Origin of the sequence: Paenibacillus sp. FSL F4-0125 (assembly GCF_038008565.1) — a bacterium.
In the GTDB taxonomy this organism is placed as follows: domain Bacteria; phylum Bacillota; class Bacilli; order Paenibacillales; family Paenibacillaceae; genus Paenibacillus_AQ.
In genome coordinates this window covers 2,041,122-2,053,763 of sequence record NZ_JBBOZJ010000001.1, presented here as the reverse complement: position 1 = coordinate 2,053,763, position 12,642 = coordinate 2,041,122, and the positions used below count along the sequence as shown (strand labels likewise).

Annotated in this window: 8 protein-coding genes; all 8 read right to left on the bottom strand. The window is 45.6% G+C overall.

The genetic code is table 11. From position 1 onward, the window contains the following. Positions 1-55: 55 nt before the first annotated feature. Positions 56-580: a hypothetical protein gene (locus NST74_RS08860; protein ID WP_341111577.1), complete on the bottom strand. Its 525-nt coding sequence runs from the start codon at positions 578-580 to the stop codon at positions 56-58. A 55-nt stretch (positions 581-635) separates the two neighbouring features. Then, positions 636-1,958: a glycoside hydrolase family 125 protein gene (locus NST74_RS08855; RefSeq protein WP_341111576.1), complete on the bottom strand. Its 1,323-nt coding sequence runs from the start codon at positions 1,956-1,958 to the stop codon at positions 636-638. A 23-nt stretch (positions 1,959-1,981) separates the two neighbouring features. Further along, positions 1,982-4,288, bottom strand: coding sequence for a glycoside hydrolase family 3 N-terminal domain-containing protein (locus NST74_RS08850; protein ID WP_341111575.1), 2,307 nt, complete (start codon positions 4,286-4,288; stop codon positions 1,982-1,984). Positions 4,289-4,316: 28 nt separating this feature from the next. Then, on the bottom strand, positions 4,317-6,761 hold the full coding sequence (locus NST74_RS08845; protein WP_341111573.1) for a glycoside hydrolase family 38 N-terminal domain-containing protein: 2,445 nt from the start codon (positions 6,759-6,761) through the stop codon (positions 4,317-4,319). 53 nt (positions 6,762-6,814) lie between these two features. Next, positions 6,815-7,807 (bottom strand): glycoside hydrolase family 130 protein, encoded by a 993-nt coding sequence (locus NST74_RS08840; protein WP_341111571.1) that lies wholly within the window; start codon positions 7,805-7,807, stop codon positions 6,815-6,817. Between the two features lie 174 nt (positions 7,808-7,981). Next, the gene (locus tag NST74_RS08835; protein ID WP_341111569.1) at positions 7,982-9,025 is read right to left on the bottom strand and encodes a glycoside hydrolase family 18 protein; all 1,044 of its coding nucleotides are present in this window, start codon (positions 9,023-9,025) and stop codon (positions 7,982-7,984) included. 4 nt (positions 9,026-9,029) lie between these two features. Further along, positions 9,030-11,597, bottom strand: coding sequence for a transglutaminase domain-containing protein (locus NST74_RS08830; protein ID WP_341111567.1), 2,568 nt, complete (start codon positions 11,595-11,597; stop codon positions 9,030-9,032). Between the two features lie 6 nt (positions 11,598-11,603). Then, positions 11,604-12,632, bottom strand: a complete 1,029-nt coding sequence (locus tag NST74_RS08825) for a carbohydrate-binding family 9-like protein (protein WP_341111566.1) — start codon at positions 12,630-12,632, stop codon at positions 11,604-11,606. Positions 12,633-12,642 lie beyond the last annotated feature (10 nt).

The window sequence follows — 12,642 nt, the reverse complement described above, 5'->3', positions numbered from 1 at the left end:
GATCGGATGCTCATAATGGATGACAATGAGGCGAAGAGCCTCGATTATTACGTCATTATATTTCAGCAGAATCCAGAAAGTAGGTGATATCGAAGTTGCCTTTCCCGAGCCAATAGGACCCTGGTCCGAACGTGATGATGAAGGTTGTTTGGTGAACTGGTAATTGAATGCGGTCTTTGAAGTTGTCTATCTTGGCTTGTGCTTCTGGAATAAAATAATCTGCAATCTTGGCATCCGAAAAATAACCCAATGCACGGTCCTCTGAAATATTCTCTTTAAAGTACGTACGAAGCTCTTCGCTTGTCTTCATAAAGCTATCGGTGCCGATAAAAACCGTCTTATGCCCTTTTTGTTCCAATACATCTATCAGCCTGGCTAGAACATGCTGATATTGGGCATCGTGCGTACCGTCAATAGCAACGTGAATAACACTAGTGGAATTCAGCGCTGCTTGTTGAAGTAGAGGGGACAATATTGCCTCAAAACCTAGCTGTTCCCTGTCTTTTGCATAAGGCTTAACTGTATCTGGCTTCATTTGTTGAATGAACCGAATGGGGTTTGTAGGTCTATTTTCGAACATAGTTGTCACTCCTCTACAGTTGTATGCGTTCTAACCCGCTCATGGTAACTATACCTTAGGGCAATATGCCTGATTCTATTGCCTTCCACACAAGCTGTGCGAACTGGCTGTTCGACCAAGCGAACCATTCACGAGTAAAGCTAGTTGGATCATTAACATCAAAGCCTTCATGCATAAAACCAGTACCCGCATCTGTCGATTCACAGATTTCAATCATCTCAAGAATCTCTTGCGGATCAACTGCCGTTAAACCCTGCATCGTGTAAGCAAGATGCCATACGAATCCTGCGCTTGTATGCGGACTGCCAATGCCGCTCAGCTTCTCCCCTTTGAAAAAATAGGGATTATCCTCACTCAAAGCAAATTTGCGGGTATTCAAATATACCGGATCGTCTGGCGCACAGTAACCTAGATAAGGCGCTGACATCAAACTAGGAGTACCTGCATCGTCCATCAGTAAGTGGTTACCGAAACCATCCGTTTCGAACGCGTACATTTTGCCGTATTTAGAATGGTCAATAATTCCATAAAGCTCAATGGCATGCCGGATTTCTTCTTCCATGGCCGACATTCGGGCTACGAGATTTGAATCTCTATATACATATTGAGCAATTTCCTGCAATTGTCGAAGCGTTACAGCAGCGAACATATTCGATGGAATATTGAAGTGAAAGTCACACGCATCGTCGCTTGGGCGAAAACCTGACCAGATTAATCCAACATTATTTACCGGCATCCCCAAACCGTTCTTACGTAAAGTATCTATCATGATGCCGTTGTGACGTTGAAAGCGGTAGGTTGACTGCTCCTTGTGCTCCTGTTCAATCTGCCATACATTCAGCATCTTCAGTAGTGATGTTCGAAATACTTCATCAAAGATACCGGTACGCCCGGTTTCCTTCCAATAGAGATATGCCAAGCGGAAGGAGAAGCACATGGAATCCAGCTCAAATTTACGCTCCCATACCCAAGGCGAACTGTCTGTCACATCCGTTGCATTCCAGTGCCAATCATTTGCAGACTCGTTAAAGGCATTCGCATAGGGATCGATCTGAATATAGAACATATGACGGCGTATTAAGCCTTCTAGAATCCGCCTAAGCTCAGCATCTTCCTTAGCAAAAGGAACATAGTGGATTACCTGCTCAACGGAATCACGCAGCCACATCGCCGGAATATCTCCAGTTAACACAAATGTTGTTCCGTCATCCAGCAGCTTAGTAGTTGTTTCTAACGTATTCGGAAAACAATTTTGGAACAATTGACGAAGCTTCGGACGATCAGCCAGACGTTCACTAGTGTCCTTCATTACTTGTTGAACAATCTGAGGCAGAGGAAACCTCTTAATTTCAATAGTAGGCAAACGATGCTCTTTCATGATTGACAACCCTCCAGTGATAACTAACTCAAGCTACGAGAAACAACCTCCAAGCTTGTTGAAATGGTGTCGCTTACATTCGATCCTATCATGATCTCAAATTTGCCGGGCTCAACCATCCATTGCAAATCAGGACCGACAAACTGCAGTTCCTGCGGAGTAATATGAAATTGAACCCTGCGCTTCTCACCAGGCTCAATATAAATCTTCTGAAATCCTTTTAGCTCTCGCTCCGGGCGTGTGATCATGCTGGCGCAATCTTTTATATATAGTTGAACCACCTCATGACCGGCTACATCGCCAATATTCGTTACCTCCACGGATACAGTGCAACAATCATCCAACTCTATTTGCGGTTGATCCAAGCGAATTTGATCGTATTGATAACTTGTATAGCTAAGGCCATAACCGAATACATATTGTGGATGAAAGTCCACCTCAAGATAGCGGTGACCTCGGGAGCGCTTCTTATTATAGTAAACTGGCAATTGCCCTAGATGCTTCGGAATGGACAGCGTAAGCCGACCGGATGGGTTATAATCTCCGAATAAAATATCAGCAATTGCATGCCCTCCCATCTGTCCCGGATACCAAGCCTCCAAAATAGCATCCGCATGCTCATCTACCCAAGGCTCGACAATGGGCCGACCGTTGATATAAACAACAATCAGTTTTTTGTTCAAGCTGTGCAGCTCCTGCATCAGCTCAAGCTGTACACCGCATAAGTTCAGCTCTGCACGATCGAAGCCTTCTCCACATTCCATATCACTAAGACTAAATTGATCCGTTATGACGGCAGCCCCTGTCTTCAAATCAATCGTGCCTTCACCGAAATCACGTGCACTTGATCCCCCGACAACTGCAATAATGGTATCCGCTGCTGACGCCACCTCCATTGCCATCTTAAAGCCTGCTTTCGATGGATCTTTCACGCGGCAGCCCGGGGCATACAGCACTTCGCTATGTCCTGCACATTTAGCACGTACCCCGTCCAACACGGTAACGATGTGATGACGCTCCTGTGGTGAGGTATAGTCACCCAATTGATTGTATATATTGTTGGCGTTCGGTCCAATAACAGCAATCTTACCAAGTGACGGAGAAAGCGGTAGAGCCTGTGCATGATTCTTTAAAAGAATGATACCTTCACGCGCAGCTTGTCGCGCCATATCTAAATGCGATTGTTGTCCAACGACCCGCTGTGCTGTAGCCGGATCAACAAATGGACGTTCAAACAATCCTAATTCGAACTTCACATGCAGAATCCGTTCAACTGCGAGATCAATATCGGTGATGTTAATCAGCTGTTGCCGCAATGCGCTTATCAGACATCTGCCAAAGGTTTCACCAGACATCTCCATATCCACACCAGCTTTAAGTGCAAGACTCGCCGCCTCTTCTTCGGTCTCACAAATCTGGTGACCGTGTTTAAGCTGGCTGATCGCACCACAATCCGTAATGACGAAGCCATCAAAGCCCCATTGCTCACGAAGCACCTCTGTTAATAACTCTTTACTCGAAGTACACGGAGCGCCGTCAATCTCATTGTAAGCGGTCATAACAGATTTAGCCCCAGCTTCAATTGCCTTCTGGAATGGCAGCAAATCCTTCTCCATTAACTCGCGTTTTCCCATCCGTACGGTGTCAGCATTACGACCACCATCCGAGCTGCCATACGCGACGAAATGCTTTAATGTTGCCAGGATCGTATGGTCTGTATTTAATGAATCACCTTGTAAGCCCCTCACTGCAGCAACTGCCATTTCACTATTTAAATATGGATCTTCTCCAAAGCATTCTTCTGTTCGGCCCCAACGCGGATCACGTACAATATCTAACACTGGGGAGTAGGTTGCTGCCCCTCCTTGAGCGCGAGTCTCCGCAGCCACTGCTTGGCAGATCTGCCGGAATAATTCCCTATTCCATGTACTTCCGATAGCCAGCGGTACGGGAAAGACGGTGTTACCAATCGCCATGTGACCATGTGAGCATTCCTCGCCCAGCAGAATCGGAATACCCAGACGTGTATGCTCAATCGCATATTGCTGGATCAGATTCGTTACTTCTGCGCCTTCCAAAGGTGACAACCCAGTTTCCAATGTTACCTCTGTCCAAGGATCTGCACGCAGCACACCATACAAAGAACCCACTCCACCGTTTGCAATTGCTTCCTTAAATACTTCTGTCAATTGAATCTTGCCTTCTGATTTCTCATACGCCTTCCAGCCAAAGGGCTGGAGGAGCTGCCCGATCTTCTCCTCCAGCGTCATTTGAGCCAATAAATCTATAGCACGTTCATGAATCGGCAAGGATGAATCTTTATATCTCATAGCTTACAATTCCTCCCGTTCACATGAACTAGAATTGTCTCCACGCCAGGATTCCGGCATTCATCCCCCGACACATGTCGAACGATACTTCAGGGCTGTTAAACTTCTCACCCCATGTAATGTAATAGCGGAACTCATAGAAGCCGCCAAGCGTAGCTGCAAAGTTGGTTTCCCAATAGTTATTCATCACCCAGGCGTACAAGTGCGCAGGGTCCTGTTCCAGTCTTGCATCGCCATTAAGTAGACGATATTTATGCCCTAAAGCACCCACTTGAATCAACGGAGTGTCTGGCATCGCAATCACAATACCTTGCTCCTCCGAAATGTATGCAGCACCTTCGCCAACAGCCGTATAATCGGCCAAGCTGCCTGGTAATTGATCCTTGCGCAGACGAGTTAGTGCATCCATCTTATCTACCCACAGCTCCTGCGTAGAGGTTGTCAATGCGCCGCCAAACGGAAGTGAAATATACAAATTCTCAGGCTTCCATACACTTTCCTTATGCATCCGTACCGCCACGTCGACACGAGGACGATCCGCATACACGGTTAAGAATAAGGAATAATGCTCACAACCGGAGACTTCATAGGTCAATTGAATCATGCTATAAAGCTCTCCCTGTCCAACAATTTCTGCACTTGTCAACACACCTGTAGATACAATCGCATTCGGACCTTTCCGATTACGGCCCATAAGACGACGAACCTCCGTCATTTCGACCACCTTTGTGGCTGGCGTAACATCATATACCGGTGTGAATGCATGATGGTTTCGGTCTGCACGTAGCAGCTCCTGTCCAGTCTCCTTATCCTTCCAAGAGGTGATTCCTTCACCCTTCTTCCATTCAATACGTACAAATGGTGTTTCAGCATATGTGGATGTCACATGGAAGTCCTTTACTTCATGCGTAACATCCAAATCCAATACACGATCCGATGCCACATAATCGTTCATATATGCGGTTTTGATTGTTGGCTTAACCGCTACGATATGAAGCACTTTTTCTTCCTGAGGCTCCAGCATCACCGGAATGGTTACAATAACCCCGCGATGCGCAAGACGCAGTTGAGATGGGAGCACCTCACCTGTATTGAAATCACGCACCTCAAACCCTTCTTTAATCTGCTCGTAATACCAACCCTCAAGAATAAGATGAGCATGATCCTCCTGAACATAGCTGTAAGGATTGCAAATTTTGAACTTCATCGGCCGACCCGGTGCAAGCAGTGCATCTCCCTTGGCTTCAAGGATTTCGTACAATGCGCGATGTGCAGCGGTGCTCGCATTTGCAGCAAATGCCTCCTTACGCAAGCCCAGCTCCTGAACAAACGGGTTCCAAGGCTCCGAAATGGAAGAATGATAGCCCCATGTGTGCTCAGCGAACATCGTTAATTGATATTCCATTTCCTTAATAGCTTCCGGGGAAATGATGTCATAATTAGGATCTAGTCTTCTTACCTTCTGGTACACCCGCTGCGCCTCACGGAATACTTGTACATGCTTTGGTGTCGAGCCAACCCCATCCGTCCACCAATCTGGCCAATCTCCGCGATAGACAGGAATATCTTCCGGGTGCTGTGCTGCATGGGCACGGACTTCTGCAAAGAAGTCATCTAGCGTTGCCATTTGAATTAAAATCCGGTCCCCATGCTTGGTGTTCCATTGTTGGATAAACTCTATGGCCGCCGCATTTGGCGGGTTATTATCCGTAGGCAAGCCTGAGAACATCGCCGGAAAGAAATCAAATGCATAGCCATCCTCTGTCAGACGATCGATATAACGCCCGATCCGTTGTTCAGCTATTTCAAAATCCGCGCCTTTGCTCATATCGAATTCATCTTTAATCGTATATTTTCCACCCATGCCAGGTACCAGCCCCAGATCATTTCCGAACACATAATGCTCCCCGCTCCACGTCAACAGGCGGTCCCCAGAAGGCATCTCCCACCAGAACGGCTGCTGCTTTTTCCAGCAGGGAAACATTCCATGATGTGTATGAATACAGGTGGACAGATTCTGGATCCCAGCATCCAGCAATACCTGACCATACCCCCAGCTGAAACCGTTAATATCTGCTGTCATTGCCGATGTTACAGGAATTTCAATGGACTGTCCGTAATCACATACCCGCGTAATCATCGATTGGAACAGCTCTTTACCAATTAATTCTGTCATATTTAGATAAGTCCCCGACAAGCCGATATCTCCCTGTTTCACACCTTCAGCGAACTCTATCTTCTCTTGCTCTGTCGCCTGCTTCAGAAAAGTTTCGATCGGCCAAAATGTCTCACAGACCCACTTAAAGCCTTGCCATTCCGGATGACGTCCCGATTTGCTTTCCCGTAAAATATGCAGGACCTGGCGAATGAAATTGACATGATATTGCTGAATTTTCTCTTGACGCTCTGTATATCCGATATCTGTATGAGAATGATGGATTGCGTATATTTTCCAAGGTCTTTTGGCGGACATTGCGATCTCTCCCTATGGTTATTTATACTTGCCACGACGCTTCGCCTTCTCTACTAATTCTGGAGCGGATACTTATCCATATAGTCGAACAACTCATCCACAGTTGTGAAGGCTACGCCTGTTACGGTATCAGCACAGCCATAGTAAATTGCAATTCGGCCTGTATCACCATCCGAAAGTGCTGCGCAAGGGAAGGTGACATTCGGCACATCTCCTACACACTCATACAATGTCTCAGGTCCGAGAATATAATTTCGTGAACGTGCTAACACCTTCCATGGCTCATGCAAATCTAATAAAGCAACACCCATCCGATATACGAACCCGTTACACGTATTTATTACACCATGATAGATTAACAACCATCCACGATCTGTTTCAATTGGGATCGGCCCTGGACCAATTTTCTTCGATTGCCATGCAGAAGCGTCCGAATTGATCGTACCCATCACGTAACGATGCTTTCCCCAATACGTCAGGTCAGGGCTCTCACTAAAAAAGATATCTCCAAATGGTGTATGCCCCGTATCACTTGGACGGCTTAACATGGCATATTTGCCATTTATTTTGCGCGGAAATAATACACCATTCCGGTTGTATGGCAGGAAAGCGTTTTCTAATTGGTGAAAGGTTTTGAAATCATACGTATATGCGAGACCAATTGTAGGACCATGGTATCCATTACACCAAGAAACATAATATTTATCCTCGATTTTGCAGACGCGTGGATCGTAACGATACTCCCGCTTTGTTACATATTCGTCGCCCTCGAAGTGGATCGGATTCTCATTAATCTCCCATTGAAGCCCGTCCTGACTGAAGCCAGCGAATATGTCCATACTTACAGATCTGGAGTCACAACGGAATACCCCTGCATATCCCTCTTCAAAAGGAATCACCGCGGAATTAAAAATACTGTTCGAGTTTAACTGTGCATCTCGCTGAATAATCGGATTATGGGTATACCGCCACACTGGAGCGTTATAGCCACTCGGCTTATCCTGCCAAGGAATATTTGATAGTGCTTCACCAATTATTTTGCTCATTTCATAAACTCCTTCCATGTATACAATTGTGATCTGCAACAACGTTTTCAGGATATCTAACCCTACTTGCACCCCTACTTTAAATCATAATAAAGCGCATTAAAAGGGAATTTATCCTGAATCTAACGTTTGTTGACTGAAGTATCATGTTTCTTAACTAATTGAACAGGCAGCTTACTTCACGCTCTCATATAAGCCTGCATACAGTGCATCAAGCAACTTGTGTGTCTTATCACAGCTATATTCCCAGAACATGGCACCCGCAAGTTTTTCACGTTTGACATACTCACATTTATGTGTGATCGAATCCACGTCATCGTAGGAAATAAACGTGTCTCCATTAAATAAAAACGGTGCTTTGGCCTCATCGTCCCAATGTCGTGTGTAGCCATTCTGATTGATGTAATTAGCAAACAGCTCTGTATATTCTGGGCCATAGCCACCCGTTGTGCCCGCCATTTGTAGAAATCCATGATTCTTATCCGGCACCTGCTTCCACATTCGGGAATAGAACGCCACGCCAATGACGATTTTCTCTCGGGGAACGCCTGCCTGAATGAACATATTCACCGATGCCTCTGTACTGATACGATACAAATCTCCTGTCGTATGAAATAAATTCGTATGATGTCCCGTTAGAATCTGGAAACCGCCACGCATATCGTAGGTCATCAGCTGTATAAAATCCAAATATTTCTGTACTTGATCCATCTCGGTGCCATCAATATAATACTGATCAGCACCTGCCGCAATTGTAAGCAAGTAATGCCTGCTATCCGCTGTACCTTTTACATCCAGTGCATCTCGAATCGCCTTTAATAGCAGTGTGAAATTGCATTTATCATCCGGCGACGATTTAATATCCGCTTCACTGTAACAAGGGTATTCCCAATCCAAATCGATTCCATCGAACGGGAAATCTGTTACCACTTGCACAGCCGACGCTGCAAATTTCTGACGTCCTTCTTCGGTAGAGGCAGCCTCAGAGAAGCCCCCATTCCCCCATCCGCCTACGGAGAGCATCAGTGTCAGATTCGGATACATCGCTTTCATCTCTTGTAGCTGGTTCGTGCATTTCAAATGTGCTGTTGTAATCTGATCATCTATCACATAACCAAATGCAACATTGAGATGCGTTAACTTCATCAAGTGGTCACCCGGTAACTCAGATAGTTTGGAATCACTCACGTAGCCTGCTACAATCATCTGTTGATCCATCCTTTCACACCCTTGTTAAGATTTGAATCGCTTCCTTGCTCGCTGCAATCTTATATCCTGATGACATGTAACGAATCTGATCTTCACGGTCCACAATGATAAGATGCGGGAAGCCCGCTTCACTCGCTTGGGACGATGCAAATAATTCGGGCAATAGATTATACGTTGAATCACGTACAAACACTGCATTTGCAGGAAGATCTGGATAGTCCTCGGGATGAAACGAAGCTGCCCATTGCTTATCACCAATAATAAGAATGATGGGAGCACCTAGCGCATTGAACTCATGCTTCAACTCAGAGAGTTCACGAAGTAAATGCTTTGAAGGCTCTCGTTCCGGCTCCAGCCAAGCGACATAGGCGCCCTTTCCACCAATAAGATCTGCGAAAGTCTGTTCTACTCCCGCCCATGAGGTCAGCTGCTTGAGTCGTTCCACCTTGCCGTACACTGGAATTTCCAATGTAGATTGACGATATTTCATGACCAGCTTCGTCTCTTCCCCTTCTGCAATATGAAAATAAGTGAACTTGATAAGCACAGTACCATCTTTTAATCGTACGCCTGTCGTCAGACGGTATGCTCCCTGCTCAACCTCAAGTGGTGTATCATATAGGTCATTTGCGCCATGCGGGTAACATAAGGTTTTATAAAAACCGTTCTCCAGCCGAGCTAATGTGAAATTCTCATAGTATGAAGCCGTTGGTTGGACTGTCCCTGCACCCTGATCACGATGAAGTATGAGAGTGCCATTCGCTAATTCTATCCCGCCTCCAACAACGCCTTTGGTAAATTGAGCATCCACGAAAATATGATCCACCATAAATTGCGGCTTGGATTCAATGGGATGAATTCGCGCTGGGATTCCTAAACTACGACAAATGGATACGAACATGATATCCAGGGAACTTCGATCGCCTACGCGCAATTCAAAGGTACCCACTGCCGTTCCCTTCCCTTTCAGATTCGGAAGGTCTGTCCATATATCCCACGTTTCATCTATGAATTGAACCAGCTTCGTTGGGTCCTTACGGAACAATGCCACTTTATCCGAAGTAAAAGCTTGTTGGAAAAATGTACGATACGGTGTAATCATCTCGTAGTGAACACGAGGACGCAGAATGTAGGGAACGAACACTTCCTCTGTGAGCTCACCACGTACAGCAAGCGCACCAGCCACATGATCTGTAAGGGTAGGAATAAATGTGTCAATTAAATCCTTGTCATTACTACATTCCAATAACCGTAAAGCCCATTCTCCATACACGGATGTGGCTGCCTCCAGAAATGCGGCTATCTCTACACTGTTACCACGTGCCTTCTGAAGCACTGCCCATACACGATCTTCCGGGAGACCCAGTGTTTCCCCGAGCTTCCTCGCTGCTTCTTCTGTCACAAAAGTCGCTTCATATTTCGCACGGATTGAGATCCCTTCCTCCAAACGTTCATTATGTCGCTGGATACGAATTTCAGACAGTTCCTCTATTACCTCACCTTCACACGCTGGAGGTGGAACCATATCATAATCGGCCATCGTTCCTGCAGCGGGCTGATTTTCTTGATTCAGTACAAGCTCAACGCATTCACTGTCCGCCACTGAAATTTTCAGTTCCCCCCAAGTACCACCCTTTGCCGCACGAATCATGAGGTCACCGAGACCTGTTTTGAAAGTTGCTTCTCCTTGAGCATTGGTAGGAAGGATGGCAATCGGGAAAAATTCCGCCATGTTATACACTTGGAACTGTACTTCTGCATCCTGCACAGACTGTCCGAATTCATCTTTCACATGAATCGTAATTGCCCGCGTGGATGCGTAATTTTCCAAAACATTAATTTCAGTGAACCACTCATCTGCAAGCGTAATATCTTCTGGACCTTGATAATTAGCGAGAATACGCGTGTTAATTAACATTGCTCTACGCGCTGGAGGTCCAAACCATCCTTGATTAGGACGGGCTTCCGGCTCACAAGCCCCAATAAAATACCATTCACCGTCTGCCCATGCTTCCACCCATGCGTGGTTATCATCACAATGTGCCCAACGTGGCGTATACACTTGACGCGCAGGTATACCTATACTTCGAAGGGCTGCCACAGCTAGTGTAGATTCTTCACCGCAACGACCGCGTGTATTTCGAATCATCGATAATGGTGAAATCGTCCGCAAATCACTCCCAATATACGTTGCTACCTCATGACACCAGTAATTTGTCTCCAGAATGGCTTCCGTCATGGACAACTTACTAGTTCGTTCTGCTAATTGTTCATGAAGAATTTGGCGGTGTTCTTCAATGTTTTCGGTATTAACACGGTAGGGCAGTACGAAATGTAAAAATATATGATCCGGGACTTGCCATGGCATTTCTCGGCGAATCTTTAGTGTCGTTCTCACATGATTCAAGAAAAGCTCACCATTGTAATCCGCCAAATCATTCACTGGCATGTACGCATAGAGATACTTAAGTGCAACTATTTCTTCTTCAGTCAAGTCCTGTTCAAAGATTTGAAATAACTGCGTTGCACGTGCCTGAGCCAAACTCATCTTCTCCTGAAACTTACGTTCAATCTGTTCCATATCTGATCACTCCTTCCAGAGAAACCCATCCTCGCGAATGTAAAGACGGGAAGTCTCATCTGATGTTGGTGCAGATATAATAAAAGTTTTAGTCGTCGTTTCAATGTTTGGTTCTATGGTCCATGTATCTTCTTTACACAATGCATTAAAATGGGCTGTGAACATGCCGTGTGTTTCATAATAGTTCCGCTCACGATAATAGAGCTTCCGTAATTCCCATTTGATATGTTCATCCCGAGGGATGTCGAAGTGATATGGACCCGCTTCATTCACGAATACAACATAGCCCCACAGTTCTGGATAATGCATATTAATGATTCCTTGTGGTGACCACACCCAATTATCCTCAGGATAAGGTTTCCCTGTGTCGGGGTTAAGAAGCTTACGATACTTGCCATCGACAACCTCAGTCCGCCATTCAACACGTGAAAAATTAACACGCCAAAATTCCCCAGCGTAAGGTGATCGTCGATCCGTGGCACATTCTTTTAAACTATTCCATGGTATTGCAACTTCAACCGTCCATTTCCGATTGTCAGCGTGCGGGTTATTTAACTCACCTTCGATATGAACAGCCGTCTTCAAGCCTTGGATATCCCAACCGTTAATTGGAGGACCGCCGTCACGATAAGGTTTCACAAGGAGTAAGTCCCATACCGTGTTCAAGGCGTTAATCTCAAACTCGTAATATTGATGGGAATCTCCTGTTGGATCTATAAAAATCTCAAAATCATTATCGTAAAAAATAACGGAATCACGTTCTGTCAGCGTTCCCCAGATCTGATCTTCCATCAGCTCTGCACCAAAGTAAAAATACTCATCATCCCATAGCATCTTTACCCTCGTATCCTTTCCTGGCATCGGACGCAAATCCCCTTCAATATCAACAAACTTTTCTGTCCATGCTGCATGCTGCCAAAAGGGCTTATCTAGCTTCCCATCCAAGACAAGCGACTCCGTCGCTCGTCTGCACAGATAATGTTTGGGGGCGTATGAAACAATGTGTGGCTCTGGTACTCCACTTCGATTTACCATACGAATGCTC

Excerpts from the sequence above, each read along its gene's own strand:
- NST74_RS08850 (WP_341111575.1), bottom strand. The coding sequence starts at position 4,288 with ATGAGATATAAAGATTCATCCTTGCCGATTCATGAACGTGCTATAGAT.
- NST74_RS08835 (WP_341111569.1), bottom strand. The coding sequence starts at position 9,025 with ATGGATCAACAGATGATTGTAGCAGGCTACGTGAGTGATTCCAAACTA.
- NST74_RS08860 (WP_341111577.1), bottom strand. The coding sequence starts at position 580 with ATGTTCGAAAATAGACCTACAAACCCCATTCGGTTCATTCAACAAATG.
- NST74_RS08855 (WP_341111576.1), bottom strand. The coding sequence starts at position 1,958 with ATGAAAGAGCATCGTTTGCCTACTATTGAAATTAAGAGGTTTCCTCTG.
- NST74_RS08830 (WP_341111567.1), bottom strand. The coding sequence starts at position 11,597 with ATGGAACAGATTGAACGTAAGTTTCAGGAGAAGATGAGTTTGGCTCAG.
- NST74_RS08825 (WP_341111566.1), bottom strand. The coding sequence starts at position 12,632 with ATGGTAAATCGAAGTGGAGTACCAGAGCCACACATTGTTTCATACGCC.
- NST74_RS08845 (WP_341111573.1), bottom strand. The coding sequence starts at position 6,761 with ATGTCCGCCAAAAGACCTTGGAAAATATACGCAATCCATCATTCTCAT.
- NST74_RS08840 (WP_341111571.1), bottom strand. The coding sequence starts at position 7,807 with ATGAGCAAAATAATTGGTGAAGCACTATCAAATATTCCTTGGCAGGAT.